Origin of the sequence: Streptomyces sp. HUAS ZL42 (genome assembly GCF_040782645.1) — a bacterium.
In the GTDB taxonomy this organism is placed as follows: domain Bacteria; phylum Actinomycetota; class Actinomycetes; order Streptomycetales; family Streptomycetaceae; genus Streptomyces.
The window spans coordinates 9,269,636-9,284,633 of record NZ_CP160403.1 but is presented as its reverse complement, the minus strand read 5'-3'; the positions used below and the strand labels follow the sequence as shown (position 1 = coordinate 9,284,633).

Sequence of the window (14,998 nt, the reverse complement as noted above, 5' to 3'; positions counted from 1 at the left end):
CGCCGGCCGTCCTAGTGGGCGAGGGCGCCGAAGGTCGGCGAGTGGGACTGGGTGAGGGTGCGGCCGCCGCCGAGGTACATGTGCACGCCGCACGGCAAGCAGGGGTCGAAGCTGCGGACGGTGCGCATGATGTCGATGCCCTTGAAGTTCTCCGGCCCGTTCTCCTCGAAGATCGGGCAGCCCTGTACGGCGTCCTCGTACGGGCCGGGGGTGCCGTAGAAGTCGCGCGGGCTGGCGTTCCACGGGGTCGGCGGGTACGGGTGGTAGTTGGCGATCTTGCCGTCGCGGATGACCATGTGGTGACTGAGCACGCCGCGTACGGCCTCGTGGAAGCCGCAGCCGATGGCGTCCTTGGGCACCTTGAAGTCCTGGAAGGTCTTGGTGACGCCGGAACGGACCTCGTTCAGGGCCTGGTCGACGAAGTGGAAGGCCATGGCCGCCGCGTAGGCCACGAAGTACATGCGGGCCCGGTTGCGTTCGATGGTGTTCGGGAACGGCGGGGGCGTCCACTCCAGCCGCCGCTCGGGCGACGAAGGGGTCTTCGGCAGGTCGATCTGCACGCTGTGGCCCGTGGAACGCACATACGGGGTGTTGACCTTCCCGGCGAGCGCGGTGGCCCACAGACGGGCGATGGGTCCGCCGCCCGTGTCCAGGGCGAGGAAGTCGTTGGTGCGCTTGTCGAACCAGCGGGGGCTCATCACCCAGCTGTAGTTGCCGCCGTCCAGGTTGCGCTTCTGCGGTGCGGGCAGGGTGGTCTGGTTCCAGGGGTGGCGCTTGTCAACCGGGTTGCCGAGCGGATCCTTGTCGACGAACGTCTCCTCGCCCGTCCAGTCCTCGTAGTACGAACTGCCGAGCAGGATGCGCATGCCGAGGTTGATGTCGACCAGGTCCGTGGTAACGAGCTGGTTGTCGACCACGATGCCCGGGGTGACGAACATGGCGTTGCCCCACTCGTTCATCTTCTTGTAGCTGTAGTCGACGATCTCGGGGTCCTGGAAGGCCCCCCAGCAGCCGAGCAGGGTACGGCGGCGGCCGACCTCCTCGTAGCCGGGCAGGGCCTCGTAGAAGAAGTCGAAGACGTCGTCGTTCATGGCGACGGCACGCTTGACGAAGTCCAGACAGCGGGTGAGGCGAACCAGGTAGTCCGTGAAGAGCTGGGGGGTGGCGACGGTGCCGACACCACCCGGGTAGAGCGTGGAGGGATGCACATGGCGGCCCTCCATGAGACAGATCATCTCGCGGGTGAGGCGGCTCATGACCAGCGCCTCTTTGTACGTCGCCCCCTCGAAGGGGTTGTACGAGCGCATGATGTCGCCGATGGTCCGGTGGCCGTGCTGGTCGCCGCGCGGCGCGGGGGTGCGCTCGGCCCGCTCCCACACGCCGGGGTTGGTCTCCTTGACCATGCGTTCGCAGTAGTCGACGAAGACCATGTTGTCCTGGAAGATCGTGTGGTCGAACATGTACTCGGCGGCCTCGCCGAGGTTGATGATCCAGTCGGCGAGGGGCGGCGGCTTCACCCCGTAGGCCATGTTCTGTGCGTAGACCGAGCAGGTGGCGTGGTTGTCCCCGCAGATGCCGCAGATGCGGCTGGTGATGAAGTGCGCGTCGCGGGGATCCTTGCCCTTCATGAAGACGCTGTAGCCACGGAAGACCGATGAGGTGCTCTTGCACTCCACGACCTCACGGGCATTGAAGTCGATCTTCGTGTAGATGCCCAGGTTGCCGACGATCCGGGTGATCGGATCGAACGCGACATCGGTGAGGGTGCGCTGCTCCGCCGGGGCGGCCTGTCTCGTCGTCACTCGACGGATTCCTTTCACACATGGTCAGGCGTGGGAGTTCGGGGGTCAGGTCACTTGCCGGGCCAGCGCGGCGCGAAGCCGGAGGTGAGTTCGCTGCGGTTGTGGCGCCACTTGGGCTCCTGGTTGACCGAACGGTTGGTGATGGCGCGCAGCCTGCGCACCAGCGGACCGTAGGAGGAGGCGAGGATGCCGGAGGAGACGCTGCCGCCGGGCGGCTCGTCCATGAACGGCATGAACTTGTCGGGAAAGCCGGGCATGGTGCAGCCGATGCAGATGCCACCGACGTTGGGGCAGCCGCCGATGCCGTCCATCCATCCGCGCTTGGTGACGTTGCAGTTGACCACGGGACCCCAACAGCCGATCTTCACCTGGCACTTGGGCGAGTTGTAGTCCTTGGCGAAGTCACCCTGCTCGTAGTACGCGGCACGGTCGCAGCCCTCGTGCACGGTCTTGCCGAACAACCAGGTGGGGCGCAGCTGCTCGTCGAGCGGGATGGCCGGGGCCAGACCCGCGGCCTGGTAGAGCAGCCAGGTCACGGTCTCCATGAAGTTGTCGGGCTGGACGGGGCAGCCGGGCACATTGACGATCGGCAGCCCGCCGGCCGAGCGGAAGTCCCAGCCCAGGTAGTCGGCCAGGCCCATGCAGCCGGTGGGGTTGCCCGCCATGGCGTGGATACCGCCGTACGTGGCACAGGTGCCGACCGCGACGACGGCGAAGGCGCCGGGGGCGAGCCGATCGATCCACGTGTTGAAGGTGATGGGATCGCCCGTACGCGGGTCGTTGCCCATCGACGTCCAGTAACCGTCGCCGTTGATGCGCTCGTTGGGAATGGAGCCCTCCACGACGAGCACGTACGGCGCACCCAGCGTCCCGTCGGCGGCCTGGTGGAAGGGCCGGGTGAAATCGTCGGCGCTGTCATAGGAGAGCACCTTGTTGTGCAGGACGACCTTCGGCAGTCCCGGGATGGCGCCGAGGACCACGTCCTCCAGGCTGGGCAGGGATGCCGCCGTGACGGAGACGGTGTCCCCGTCGCAGCTCATGCCCTCGGAGGTCCAGAGGATGTGAACCTCTTCCACGGCCGCGGGGGCCTCGGTGTCGGTGCTCATGGGATCCCTTCCTGGCGACGACCCCCGAAGCAGGCTGACATACCCGATAATCACTCACCATTCGGACACTCCGTTCGGAGGTGTTCCGGTGTCCCGTTCGGCCGTTGTTTGCGTACGAAGGCGGAGCGCAGCGCGTGGTAGGGAGCGGCCGGATCGTCGAAGACGGCACGCATGCGCTCCAGCTCGGCGGCGCGGTAGGCGCTGAGCGGACGTACGGCCTCGTCGCGCTGTCGAGCGGCCTTCTTGGCGCCCAGCCGGGCGGGGAGACTCGGGGAACGGGCCAGTCGGCCGGCCATTCGGGTGACCTCGTCGGCGAACTCGCCCGGTGCGCACTCGACGACGCGGTCCACCAGTCCGAGTGCCTGGGCGGCGACGGCCGTGACGGGCAGGGCGTCCTCGGTCAGGCGCGCGGCGACCGCCGCACCGACTCGGCGCGGAAGGGTGTAGGTCCAGTACTCGGAGCCGTACAGGCCCATCAGACGGTAATGCGGGTTGAGGACGGCACCCCGGCGGCACCACACCTCGTCCGCGGCGAGGGCCAGCATCGCGCCGCCGGCGGCCGCGTTGCCGGGGAGCGCGGCGATCACCAGGCGGTCGGTGGTGGTCAGGATCTCCTCCACCAAATCGTCGATGGCTTCGATGTTGGCGAGGGATTCCGCGGCGGGGTCGTGGGCTGCCTCGATGACGTTCAGATGGATGCCGTTGGAGAAGAAGTCCCTTCTTCCGCCGAGCACGATGATGTCGGTGGGGCGGGTGCGGGCTTCTCGGTAGGCGGTCAGGAGGCGGTGGCACTGGTCGGTGCTCATGGCTCCGCCGGGGAAGCGGAAGGTGAGGTGGCCGACGGTGCCTTGTTCCTGGTAGGTGATGTCCGAGTAGCTTCCGCCTGTCGGGTTTTGGCTGTCCGTTGTCGTCGGTTGCTCGCGCCCACGCCTCGGAGCGGCATATGTCACAGCCCCGCGCCCCTCGAGTGCCGGCTTCGCCGGCAGCTTGAAGGTCGCCGGGCTGCCCGGCTTCCGGCGTGGGCGGAGCTCCGGGATCCAGACCGCGCCGTCCGTCGTCGCCCGGCAGATCGCCCCGTGCCTCGTGGCCAGGATGTCGCCCGGGGTGCCCGTGAGGTGGGGTTCGGGTCGGCCTCCGTGCAGGTACCACTCTCCGCCCAGGAAGGTGTCCAGGACGCCGGGCTGTGAGTCGGCGGCGCGGAGTTTGCGCAGGACCGTCGCCGTGGTGTCGTGCGCCCAGTCGATGCGGCGTTCCTCCTGGCGCAGGTACGGCTGCCAGGTCTGGGACGGCGGGGCGACCGGGGTGTACGTGCCGGAGGCGAAGCGTTCGACGGCCCGCAGTACGGCGCTCAGGGCCGCGTCAGCCAGTTCGCCCCGGTAGAGGTCGCTCTTGCCGATGTCCGGAGGGACCTCGAACTCCGCCGACGCCCAGACCGGGCCGGCGTCCATCTCCGCCACGGCCTGCAGCACGGTCACGCCCCAGCGTCGGCGGCCTTCCTGAACGGCCCGGTCCAGCGACGAAGGCCCGCGGTCACCGGGCGGCCCCGGGTGGACGATCAGGCAGGAGTACTCCGACCAGATCTCTTCCGGGACGGCGGTCTTCAGCATCGGGGCGATCACCAGCTCGGGGGCGTGACAGCGCACCGCGGCGGTGAGGCGCTGGTCGTCACCGAGCGCGAGCTCCACTGCGACCGAGTGCCCCTGGTCGCGCAACTCCGCGAAGACGCGCTGGGTAAGGCTGTTGAACGCGCTGGCAAGAAGCAGAATCCGCATCACCCGGCGATGCTCCCCCGGCCGCCTGCGCACGGCGCGGGAGGCACGCCCCCGGGCAGCGTGCGCTTGGGCCGCCCGGGGGAAAACACACACCGTCCGCTGTCGCGTGCCCTGGCGGAGCTCGGACCGTGCCTACCGTGGCGGACCATGCACGAGCTGTCGATCGCCGCCGCCGTCGTGGAGAACGCCGAGGGTGTCGCCCGGGAACACGGGGCGCACGCGGTGGCGGGCGTGACGCTGCGGATCGGCGAGTTGGCGGGTGTGGTCCCGGATGCGCTGCGCTTCTCCTTCTCGCTGGTCGCCGAGGGCACCGCGCTGGACGGCGCGGAGCTGGTCATCGAAGAGGTACCGGCCCGGGCCCGGTGCGGCGGCTGCGACGCACGGTTCGCGGTCGGCTCGCCGCCCGCGTTGTGGTGCCCGCACTGCGACACCGCGGCGGCCGAACTGCTGACCGGGCGGGAACTCGAACTGGCGGAGGTACGAATGGCAGAGAGCCCGTGATGTGCCGCAGCGTCGACGTGCGGACGGCCGTACTGGCCAAGAACGACGGCCTGGCGGCGCAGCTCCGCGCAGACCTGGCGGAACGGCGGGTGACCGCCGTCAACCTGCTGTCCAGCCCCGGCAGCGGCAAGACCGCACTGCTCGAACTGGTGCTGCGCCGCGCCCGCGAGCGGGACGTGGCCGTCGCCGCCCTCACGGCCGACCTGGCCACCGAGAACGACGCCCGCCGCCTCGCCCGTTCCGGAGCGCCGGTGAAACAGGTGCTGACCGGCGGCCTGTGCCATCTGGAGGCCGCGCAGGTGCGCGGCCTCGTCGAAGGCTGGCTCCCGCCCACGACCCGCCTGCTGTTCGTGGAGAACGTCGGGAACCTGGTCTGTCCCGCCTCCTACGACCTGGGCGAGACGCTGCGCGTGACGCTGATGTCGGTGACAGAGGGCGAGGACAAACCGCTGAAGTACCCCACCGCCTTCGGCGCGGCTCATCTCGTGACCCTGACGAAGACGGACCTCGCCGACGCCGCCGGCTTCGACGACGCAGCCTTCACCGCGGCCGTGCAGCGCGTCAATCCCGGAGTGGAGATCCTGCGCACCTCGGCCCGTACCGGGCAGGGCGTCGACATCCTGCTCGACCGGATCCTCGCCGTCGCCGAGGGAGCGGCGCCGCACGCCCCGCTGCTCGCGGCGGACCATCTGCGCGATCACGGGCACGACCACGGTCCCGCTCCTGATCACGACCACGGGCAGGGGCCCGCGTCCCGGGCGACCACGGCGTGACCTCCACGACGGCGGCCGTCCCGCCCGCGGTACGGCGGCGGGTGGTCGTACGCGGGACTGTGCAGGGCGTGGGATTCCGGCCCTTCGTGCATCGTCTGGCCGCGGAACTCAACCTTGCGGGTCATGTCCGCAACGGCGCCGGGGGCGTGGTCGCCGAGGTGGAGGGCGCCCCGGAGTCCGTGGCGGAGTTCTGCCGGGCCCTGACCGAGCGGCCGCCACCCCTGGCGGACGTCCAGGACGTGACGTACGAGACGGTCCCGGCTCTCGGCGCGCCCGGTTTCGTCATCCACCCGTCCGAGGACGGAGGCGACGGCACCAGCGGGACGCTCATCCCCCCGGACACCTCGACCTGTGACGACTGTCTGCGGGAGCTGGCGGACCCGGCGGACCGTCGCCACCGGCACCCGTTCATCACGTGCACGCACTGCGGCCCACGCTTCACCATTTCCACCGGTCTGCCCTACGACCGGGCGACGACCACGATGGCGCCCTTCCCCCTGTGCCGGGAGTGCGCCACCGAATACACGGACCCGGCCGATCGCCGCTTCCACGCCCAGCCGGTGGCGTGCCACGACTGCGGACCCCGGCTGCGACTCACCGTCCCCGGCAGGCGTGTCGAGGAGGGTGGGTCCGCTCTCGATCAGGCGCGGCGGCTGCTGGCGCGGGGCGCCGTACTGGCCGTCAAAGGGCTCGGCGGTTACCACCTGGCCTGCGACGCCACCGACGAACGGGCCGTCGCCACCCTGCGCACACGCAAGGGGCGCGGCGGAAAACCGTTCGCCGTGATGTGCACCGACCTCGCGGGGGCCGAGCGGCTGGCCCGCATCGGTCCCGAGGAGCGGGCGGCCCTGACGGGCCGGCGGCGGCCGATCGTCCTGCTGCGCCGCACGACACGGTCCGCGGGACCGGCCGAGTCGGTGTGCCCGGGCAGTCCGGACATCGGCGTGATGCTGCCGTACACCCCGCTGCACCGGCTGCTGTTCGGCCTGCCCGGCGATCCGCCGGGGCCGCAGGTCCTGGTGATGACCAGCGGCAACCGTTCCGGCGAGCCCATCGTCACCGACGACGCCGAGGCGCTGGAGCGGCTCGCCGGGATCGCCGATGCCTGGCTCTGGCACGACCGGGTCATCGAGGCGCCCTGCGACGACTCCGTGGTCCGCGTCCGCACGGACGGCGGTGGCGAGCTGGTGCTGCGTCGCTCGCGCGGCCACGTGCCCGAGCCGGTCGCGCTGCCCGTCCCCGTGGCCCCCGCCCTCGCCGTGGGCGGTGACCTCAAGAACACCCTGTGCCTCGGGGCGGAGGCGAGCGCCTGGTTCTCACCGCACATCGGCGACATGGGCGACCTGGCCACCGTACGGGCCTTCGAGCGTGCCGAGAGCCGCCTGCGTGCGCTGACCGGGGTCGACCACGAGCTGCTGGCGGCCGACCGGCATCCGGGATACCACTCGGCGCGGTGGGCGAAGCGTGCCGCGGCGGCGGGCGGACTTCCGGTGCGCCGCGTGCAGCATCACCACGCCCACATCGCGTCCCTGATGGCCGAGCACGCTCTGGACGGCGGCGATCGTGTCATCGGCGTCGCCTTCGACGGCACCGGATACGGCGACGACGGGGCGATCTGGGGTGGCGAGGTGCTGGTCGCGGGCTACGGCGGATACCGGCGCTTCGCCCATCTGCCGTACGCACAGCTGCCCGGCGGCGACGCGGGCGTGGCCAATCCGTGCCGCATCGCACTGGCCCGGCTGCGTGCGGCGGGGCTGCCGTGGGACGCGGACCTGCCCTGCGTCACCGCCTGCACGCCCGGCGAACTGCGTCTGCTACGACAGCAGTTGGAGCGTGGCACCGCCTGTGTTCCGACCTCCAGCATGGGCCGGCTCTTCGACGCGGTGTCGTCCCTCGTCGGGGTCTGCCACCGCACAGGTTACGAGGCACAGGCCGCGATCGAACTGGAGGCGGCGGCGCTCCTCGCCTGGCCGGAGCGGACGGGGGCGTACGCCTTCGCCGATGACCTGGACCCCGGGCCGGCGCTGGCCGCGATCGTGACCGACCTGCGGCGCGGGGTGCCCGTCCCGGTGATCGCCGCCCGCTTCCACCGCGCGGTCGCGGCGGCCGTGGCGGAGGTCTGCAGGACCGCTCGCCGGGAGACGGGGGCGGGTGTGGCCGCGCTGTCGGGCGGGGTCTTCGCCAACGCGCTGCTCGACGCGGAGTGCGCCGCGCTGCTGGCGGCGGACGGCTTCACCGTGCTCCGCCACCGGCGGGTGCCACCCAACGACGGCGGTCTGGCGCTCGGCCAGCTGGTCGTGGCGGCCCACAGGGGCCGCCCGGAACTTCCGCAGCGACAAGGAGGAAGCTGATGTGCCTGGCGGTGCCCGGCCGGGTGGTCGGAATCGAGGACCGGGACGGCACGCGCATGGCGCGGGTCGACTTCGGCGGTGTGGTCAAGGACGTGTGCCTGGCCTATGTCCCGGATGCCGAGGTGGGCGAGTACGTCATCGTCCACGTCGGTTTCGCGCTCCAGCGCCTGGACGAGGAGTCGGCCCGGGCCTCGCTGGAACTGTTCGAGCAACTCGGCCTGCTGGAGGAGGAGTTCGGCGACGCGTGGGCGCTCGCCGAGGCTGAGGGGGCCGTCACGGAGCAGGAGGGCATGCGATGAAGTACATCGAGGAGTTCAACGACCCGCAGTTGGCCCGTCGGCTGCTGGACGAGATCCGCGCGACCGTCACCCGCCCCTGGGCGATGATGGAGGTCTGCGGCGGGCAGACGCACTCCATCATCCGCCACGGCATCGACCAGCTCCTGCCCGACGAGGTGGAGTTGATCCACGGCCCGGGCTGCCCGGTGTGCGTGACCCCACTGGAGATGATCGACAAGGCGCTGGCGATCGCGTCCCGCCCGAACGTCGTCTTCTGCTCCTTCGGCGACATGCTTCGCGTGCCCGGGACCGACCGTGACCTGTTTCGGGTCAAGGGCGAGGGCGGCGACGTACGGGTGGTGTACTCGCCGCTGGACGCCCTGGACATCGCCCGCCGCGAGCCGGACAAGGAGGTCGTGTTCTTCGGTATCGGTTTCGAGACCACGGCCCCGGCCAACGCGATGACCGTGCACGAGGCCCGCCGGCTGGGAATCGCGAACTTCAGCCTGCTGGTCTCGCACGTGCGGGTACCACCTGCGATCGACGCGATCATGCTGGCGCCCGAGTGCCGCGTCCAGGCGTTCCTGGCCGCCGGTCATGTGTGCAGTGTGATGGGCACCGCCGAGTATCCCGAACTGGCCGAGCGCCACCGCGTACCGATCGTGGTGACCGGTTTTGAACCGCTGGACATCCTGGAGGGTGTGCGCCGTACGGTTCGTCAACTCGAGCGCGGCGAGCACCGGGTGGAGAACGCCTACCCGCGCGCGGTGCGCGAGGCGGGCAACCCGGCCGCGTTGCGCATGCTCGAGGAGGTCTTCGAGGTCACCGACCGCGCCTGGCGCGGCATCGGCACCATCCCGGACAGCGGCTGGCGGCTGGCGGAGGCCTTCCGCGCGTACGACGCCGAGCACCGCTTCGACGTCGGCGACGTGCGGACCGTCGAGTCCCCCGAGTGCCACAGCGGCGAGGTGCTGCAGGGCCTGATCAAGCCCAACGAGTGCCCCGCCTTCGGCACGACGTGCACCCCGCGCACCCCGCTCGGCGCGACGATGGTCTCCAGCGAGGGTGCCTGCGCGGCGTACTACCTGTACCGGCGGCTGGAGGTGACCCCCGTTGGCTGACACGGCCCGCACCGATGCGATCGTGGATCCCGCGAACTGGACGTGCCCCGTGCCGCTGCGCGACCACCCGGTGGTCGTGATGGGTCACGGCGGTGGCGGTGCGCTCTCCGGCGAGCTGACGGAGCATCTGTTCGCCGCGGCCTACGGCAACGAGACGCTCGACGCGCTCACCGACTCCGCCGCCGTCGAACTGGGCGGGGCCAGGCTGGCGTTCTCCACCGACTCCTATGTCGTACGACCACTGTTCTTCCCCGGCGGCAGCATCGGCGACCTCGCCGTCAACGGCACGGTCAACGACCTGGCGATGAGCGGCGCCCGGGCGGCGTACCTGTCGACGGCGTTCATCCTGGAGGAAGGCGTCGAACTGGAGGTGGTCGGGCGCGTCGCCCAGGCCGTGGGTACGGCCGCAGCCGCCGCCGGGGTGACGGTGGCGACCGGTGACACCAAGGTCGTCGAGGCGGGCCACGGCGACGGCGTGTACGTCAACACCTCTGGTATCGGCCTGATCCCGTCGGGCGTCGACATCCGCCCCCAGCGGGCCACACCGGGAGATGTGATCATCGTCAGCGGCCCGATCGGCGCGCACGGGGTGGCGGTGCTGAGCGTGCGCGAAGGGCTGGAGTTCGGGTCCGACGTGCTCAGCGACACCGCGCCGCTGGGCGGACTGGTGACCGCGATGCTGAAGGTGACGCCGGACATCCACGTACTGCGCGACCCCACGCGCGGTGGGCTCGCCACGTCCCTCTGCGAGATCGCCACCGCCTCCGGTACCGGTGTCGTCCTCACCGAGAGCTCCGTCCCCGTGCCCGACGCCGTCGTCGCCGCCTGCGGCTTCCTCGGCCTCGACCCGCTGTACGTGGCCAACGAGGGACGCCTGGTCGCCTTCGTACCGCCCGAGCACGCCGACGCCGTCCTGGCCGCGATGCGCGCTCACCCTCAGGGCGCCGCCGCAGCCGTCATCGGCACCTGCGTGGCCGAGCACCCCGGCATGGTCGTGGCCCGCACCGGACTCGGCGGCACCCGGGTCGTGGACCTGCCGCTGGGGGAGCAACTGCCGCGCATCTGCTGAGCGGGGCCGTCGGCCGGCGATGCCTGTGCCCAGGGGCTGTCACGTGCTGCCGGGGCGGAAGGGCCGCCGTACGCTGCACCCTGGCGTACGGCGGCCCCGGAGAGGTCCGCTACGTGGACCCAGCGGCCTGGATGAATCAGGCGGCGGTCACGTCAGTGTGCCGTACCCGCTGTTTCGTGGTGGGCGCCGCCTCGGCCCGGTCCGCGTGCATGCGCAGAGCAATGACGAACGAGATGGCGCCGCCGCCGATCGCGCTGGCAAAAATCGGCGTGCGGGCCGTGCGGCTGTCGGTGTGGGAATGGCGGCGCGGAGCCATTGCCCTGTACGAACGGCTGGGCTTCACCGTCACCGAGTCTTGGGACGAACGGGATCGACTGGTGTGCATGGAGTACGACGTGTGAGTGCTCGGCTCATGCCGTGGAGGGAGCCCCGGCCGCTGCGGTACGGGCCGGTGTGTCGGGGAGCCCGAGGAGGCCGAAGACGCGGTGGGCCAGGCCCGTCCTGCGCCGGGCCACCAGGACCGCCGCACTCACCGCGGCCACCGGAACGCCGACCCACCAGCCGAGCAGATGGATCAGCACGCTCGATGCCACCGCCGTGCCGAGCGCGACCCCGAAGACGGCGAGCAGCCAGGCCCCGACGATACCTGCGGCGCCCCGCTGCGGCACACCGGCCTCGCGCCGGCCGCTGCTGATGACCGGGACGATCAGTGCGAACATCGCCGGGATCAGGACGACTCCCATCCCCGCCAGCGTCAGCGCGACGGGCGAGGTCAGCCAGTCACCGACGCGGGAGAGGGCGTCGCCCGGCCCCGGCTGCTCGGGCCACGCCGCGAACTGCTCCCGCCCCTCGGAGAAGAAGCGCTGATAGCCCCGTCCGTCCCAGCCGTGCACGAGGATGAAGAACATCCCCAGGTAGCCGAGGAGTACCTGGAGGAACGCGGCGTACACCCGTCCCGCAGCGATGAGGCGGCTTGCCACCCAGTACCCCAGCAGCCCCTGGCTGACGTTCGTCGCCGCGAAGAGCGCGACGAGCCAGGCGGGGATCGCCGAGCGGTCCGCCGCGACCTGCATGGTCTCCCAGTCCGGGAACCCCCACAGCAACCACGCCCCGCTCGGGGCGAACAGCATTCCGCAGTACAGCACCGTGGCCGTCAGCTGCGGGTCGGACGCCCGCGCCGCGGTTTCGCCGCCCCGCCGCGGGGCCGCGCGCAGGCGGTGCGCCGCGGCGGTGGCGAACCCCGCACCGATACCGTACGCCCAGAACACATCGACCTGGACCATCGCACACTCCCTACTGGAATGACATGTCATTCCGCCTCGTGGGCAACAGAAAGGCCCCGGCCACCAACGGCAGGCAATCCCCGTCAGGTTGGGCCGAGCCCGTCGAACATGAGTGTTTCCACCGCCCGGATCCATGGCGTCCGCATGGCTTCCGGATCCGGTACGTGCAGCAGCCGGGCCAGCCCGGCCAGGATCATCCCGTTGACGGCCAGGCCGACCACGTGCGCGTCCACGTCCGCGCGCAGAAAGCCGCGCCTCTGCCCGTTGCGGATGAACGACGCCGTGTAGGCCCCCGCGGACTCCATCGCCGCGCCGAGCGCACCCGCGTCCGCGCGGCCGATCGCGGCAGCGTCGTAGAAGAACACCCGGGCCAGATCCGGTTCCGCGACGACCACGTCGAACAGCCTGTCGCCGATGCGCCGCACCTGTGCCCGGTATTCCTCCAGCGTCAGAGACGCTTCCGGCAGTTCGTCCGCGATCGCGTCGAGCAACTGCCCCTGTGCACGGGACACGAGGCTGCGGGCGATGTCCTCCTTGTTCCTGAAGTAGCGGTAGAACGTGCCGTGTCCGGCGCCCAGTTCACGTGCGATGTCGGCAATCCCCGTCGCGTGGTAGCCCCGTTCGGCGAACACCTTGCTCGCCGCGCGGAGAATCCCGTCCCGTTTGTCCGCCACACTCTCGGCCACAGCCGTCCTCGGCCCTTCCTCCCGGCACCGCTCCAACGGAATGACATGTCATTCTCAAACCGGAGGAGGCTGACGTCAAGACGTCGGACAGCGAATCCAGTTGGGGGTCAGTCCACGGGCCAGGTGTGTGCCGGTGCGTTCAGATGCATGAAGTCCATGTACGTCGTGGTCATCCGCCGCAGCGCCTCCTGCCGGTCGGAGGTGGCGGATTTTTGCAGGTGATGGACGGTCTCCGCCTGCCAGAGGGCGCCATTGCGGGCGGTGACGCAGCGCTGCTCGATGATGCCCAGCAGTGGTTCCCGCCACACCGCGTCCATGCCGGCCAGCTCGAGACCCCGGTGGGCCAGCGGCAGCAGGCGCCGCAACACCAGTTCCGTGACCGGCACTTCGCCTGTGCCGGGCCAGTACAGGCGGGCGTCGATGCCGTCGCGAGCGGCGCTGTGAAGGTTCTCCTCGGCGACCGAGAAGGACATCCGCGTCCAGACCGGCCGGTCCTCGTCCACCAGGGCACGCGTCAGACCGTAGTAGAAGGCGCCGTTGGCGATGATGTCGGCCACGGTGGGGCCGGCGGGCAGGACCCGGTTCTCGATGCGCAGGTGCGGTCCGCTGCCGGTGACGGCGTAGACGGGACGGTTCCACCGGTAGATGGTGCCGTTGTGCAGGGTCAGTTCGCCCAGTTGCGGCACGCCGCCGTGGTCGAGCATCTCCTGCGGGTCCTCGTCGTCGCACAGCGGCAACAGCGCGGGGAAGTAGCGCACGTTCTCCTCGAAGAGGTCGAAGACGCTGGTGATCCATCGCTCTCCGAACCACACCCGGGGGCGGACCCCCTGGGCCTTGATCTCCTGGGGGCGGGTGTCGGTCGCCTGCTCGAACAGGGGGATGCGGGTCTCGCGCCACAGTTCCCTGCCGAAGAGGAAGGGTGAGTTCGCCGCCACGGCGATCTGTACGCCCGCTATGGCCTGGGCCGCGTTCCAGTAGTCCGCGAACTCCTTCGGTGAGACCTGAAGGTGGAACTGGGTGCTGGTGCAGGCGGCCTCGGGGGTGATGGTGTCGGCGTACGTCGAGAGGCGCTCCACGCCGTCCACCGTGATTCTCAGGTCCTCCCCGCGGGCCGCGAAGATCTGCTCGTTCAGCAGCTGGTACCGCGGATCGCCGGACAGGGCGGCTTCGTCGACGTCCGCCTCGCCGAGGGTGGGCAGGATGCCGATCATGATCAGGTGCGCGCCCACGGCCGAGGCACGCTCCTCGGCGTGGTTCAGTGCGTCGCGGATCGACTGCTCCCAGGCGCCGGGGCCGCCGGCCGTCAGCTGCCGGGGCGGGATGTTGATCTCCAGGTTGAAGCGGCCCAGCTCGCTCGACCAGGCGGGGTCGGCGATCGCCTGCAGAACCTCGGTGTTCCGCATCGCCGGCAGCCCGTGGTCGTCCACGAGATTGAGCTCGATCTCCAGACCGACCTGAGGGCGCTCGCTCTCGAACCCCGACTCGCGCAGCATCTGCGCCAGCACATCGAGGCAGGTGTACATCTTCTCCCGGTACCGGCGGCGGTCCTCGCGCGTGAACACCAGGGCCGGCACATCACGTCCCATCGGGCCCTCCCGGGTCCCCTCGGCGATGCCTCCCGTCCAGCGTCCCACCCCCGGCGGATCCCGGACAGTCAGCGCACGTGCGCCTCCCGGGTACCCACTACTCGCTCACGACATGTGTTCCTGCTGCCGCACAGGGTGAAAGTCCGAGGCCGTCATGCCGCCACGGCGTACATGTCCCCAGGGATCCCCTCCCGCCGGCTGCCCGCGAAGACGAACAGACGCAGGACAAGGAAGCGGCCTATGCCTGCCAGGCCCGAGGCGCTGAGGTACACGGCCTGTTGCGTGAACACGCCGGGGGACGACTGGACCGCGTGCAGGACGACCATGGCGGCGCAGGTCACGACGTAGGCGGCCGTGGCCGAACCCGCGCACTGCCAGTGCCGGCGCCACCCGGCGCGCCGTCCCGTGCCGAAGGTGATGCGGGAGTGCAACTCGGTGCACAGCAGGGTGGAGGCGACAGTGATCACCGCATTCGCCAGGGCCCAGGGCACCAGCGCGGCCAACAGCGGTACGGCACCGCCGGCCACAAGGCCGACCCCACCGCCGCAGACAACGAACCGGACGAAGGAGGAGAGAGGGCCCGGCGACTGCATGGCGGTTTCCCTTCTGGGGGTCTCGTGGCTGTGTCGGACACAGCTGATCCCATCCAGGCATCAGCCAGGCTTCAACC

13 protein-coding genes and 1 pseudogene are annotated in these 14,998 nt (G+C 70.5%); 7 read left to right on the top strand and 7 right to left on the bottom strand.

What is annotated here, in order from left to right:
* Positions 1-11: 11 nt before the first annotated feature.
* From ABZO29_RS42430 to ABZO29_RS42420, 3 genes are read right to left on the bottom strand one after another with little or no spacing between them, the layout of a single operon-like run.
* Positions 12-1,802: a nickel-dependent hydrogenase large subunit gene (locus tag ABZO29_RS42430; protein WP_367325533.1), complete on the bottom strand. Its 1,791-nt coding sequence runs from the start codon at positions 1,800-1,802 to the stop codon at positions 12-14.
* 50 nt (positions 1,803-1,852) lie between these two features.
* Positions 1,853-2,908: a hydrogenase expression protein HypE gene (locus ABZO29_RS42425; protein WP_367325532.1), complete on the bottom strand. Its 1,056-nt coding sequence runs from the start codon at positions 2,906-2,908 to the stop codon at positions 1,853-1,855.
* A gap of 50 nt (positions 2,909-2,958) precedes the next feature.
* Entirely contained in the window at positions 2,959-4,680 is a 1,722-nt protein-coding gene (locus ABZO29_RS42420; protein WP_367325531.1) for an enoyl-CoA hydratase-related protein, read from the bottom strand.
* 147 nt (positions 4,681-4,827) lie between these two features.
* Here ABZO29_RS42420 and hypA point away from each other — a divergent pair, with 147 nt between their 5' ends.
* The 7 genes and pseudogenes from hypA to ABZO29_RS42385 form a co-directional block, all read left to right on the top strand.
* The gene (hypA, locus tag ABZO29_RS42415; protein ID WP_367325530.1) at positions 4,828-5,181 is read left to right on the top strand and encodes a hydrogenase maturation nickel metallochaperone HypA; all 354 of its coding nucleotides are present in this window, start codon (positions 4,828-4,830) and stop codon (positions 5,179-5,181) included.
* Positions 5,181-5,954, top strand: a complete 774-nt coding sequence (gene hypB, locus ABZO29_RS42410) for a hydrogenase nickel incorporation protein HypB (protein ID WP_367325529.1) — start codon at positions 5,181-5,183, stop codon at positions 5,952-5,954. The genes hypA and hypB overlap by 1 nt, the downstream gene beginning before the upstream one ends.
* Positions 5,951-8,305: a carbamoyltransferase HypF gene (gene hypF / locus ABZO29_RS42405; protein WP_367325528.1), complete on the top strand. Its 2,355-nt coding sequence runs from the start codon at positions 5,951-5,953 to the stop codon at positions 8,303-8,305. The genes hypB and hypF overlap by 4 nt, the downstream gene beginning before the upstream one ends.
* Positions 8,305-8,604: a HypC/HybG/HupF family hydrogenase formation chaperone gene (locus ABZO29_RS42400; RefSeq protein ID WP_367325527.1), complete on the top strand. Its 300-nt coding sequence runs from the start codon at positions 8,305-8,307 to the stop codon at positions 8,602-8,604. Before hypF ends, ABZO29_RS42400 begins: the two co-directional genes overlap by 1 nt.
* Positions 8,601-9,704, top strand: coding sequence for a hydrogenase formation protein HypD (gene hypD, locus ABZO29_RS42395; RefSeq protein WP_367325526.1), 1,104 nt, complete (start codon positions 8,601-8,603; stop codon positions 9,702-9,704). Before ABZO29_RS42400 ends, hypD begins: the two co-directional genes overlap by 4 nt.
* Positions 9,697-10,773 (top strand): hydrogenase expression/formation protein HypE, encoded by a 1,077-nt coding sequence (gene hypE / locus ABZO29_RS42390; protein WP_367325525.1) that lies wholly within the window; start codon positions 9,697-9,699, stop codon positions 10,771-10,773. Before hypD ends, hypE begins: the two co-directional genes overlap by 8 nt.
* 266 nt (positions 10,774-11,039) lie before the next feature.
* Positions 11,040-11,174, top strand: a pseudogene (locus ABZO29_RS42385) (GNAT family N-acetyltransferase); the annotation flags it as partial.
* 9 nt (positions 11,175-11,183) lie between these two features.
* Here ABZO29_RS42385 and ABZO29_RS42380 read toward each other — a convergent pair.
* The 4 genes from ABZO29_RS42380 to ABZO29_RS42365 all read right to left on the bottom strand — a co-directional run bounded on the left by ABZO29_RS42380 (position 11,184) and on the right by ABZO29_RS42365 (position 14,921).
* Positions 11,184-12,056 carry a hypothetical protein gene (locus ABZO29_RS42380; protein ID WP_367325524.1) on the bottom strand — a complete coding sequence of 291 codons (873 nt, stop codon included), beginning with the start codon at positions 12,054-12,056 and terminating at the stop codon, positions 11,184-11,186.
* Positions 12,057-12,139: 83 nt separating this feature from the next.
* Complete coding sequence (locus ABZO29_RS42375) at positions 12,140-12,742, bottom strand: TetR/AcrR family transcriptional regulator (RefSeq protein ID WP_367325523.1); 603 nt, start codon at positions 12,740-12,742, stop codon at positions 12,140-12,142.
* Positions 12,743-12,849: 107 nt separating this feature from the next.
* On the bottom strand, positions 12,850-14,328 hold the full coding sequence (locus ABZO29_RS42370) for a glutamate--cysteine ligase (protein WP_367325522.1): 1,479 nt from the start codon (positions 14,326-14,328) through the stop codon (positions 12,850-12,852).
* Positions 14,329-14,480: 152 nt separating this feature from the next.
* Entirely contained in the window at positions 14,481-14,921 is a 441-nt protein-coding gene (locus tag ABZO29_RS42365) for a hypothetical protein (RefSeq protein ID WP_367325521.1), read from the bottom strand.
* Positions 14,922-14,998 lie beyond the last annotated feature (77 nt).

Coding starts and splice junctions, on each gene's coding strand:
- ABZO29_RS42425 (WP_367325532.1), bottom strand. CDS start 2,908: ATGAGCACCGACACCGAGGCCCCCGCGGCCGTGGAAGAGGTTCACATC.
- ABZO29_RS42420 (WP_367325531.1), bottom strand. CDS start 4,680: ATGCGGATTCTGCTTCTTGCCAGCGCGTTCAACAGCCTTACCCAGCGC.
- hypA (WP_367325530.1), top strand. CDS start 4,828: ATGCACGAGCTGTCGATCGCCGCCGCCGTCGTGGAGAACGCCGAGGGT.
- hypB (WP_367325529.1), top strand. CDS start 5,181: ATGTGCCGCAGCGTCGACGTGCGGACGGCCGTACTGGCCAAGAACGAC.
- ABZO29_RS42400 (WP_367325527.1), top strand. CDS start 8,305: ATGTGCCTGGCGGTGCCCGGCCGGGTGGTCGGAATCGAGGACCGGGAC.
- hypD (WP_367325526.1), top strand. CDS start 8,601: ATGAAGTACATCGAGGAGTTCAACGACCCGCAGTTGGCCCGTCGGCTG.
- ABZO29_RS42380 (WP_367325524.1), bottom strand. CDS start 12,056: ATGGTCCAGGTCGATGTGTTCTGGGCGTACGGTATCGGTGCGGGGTTC.
- ABZO29_RS42370 (WP_367325522.1), bottom strand. CDS start 14,328: ATGGGACGTGATGTGCCGGCCCTGGTGTTCACGCGCGAGGACCGCCGC.
- ABZO29_RS42365 (WP_367325521.1), bottom strand. CDS start 14,921: ATGCAGTCGCCGGGCCCTCTCTCCTCCTTCGTCCGGTTCGTTGTCTGC.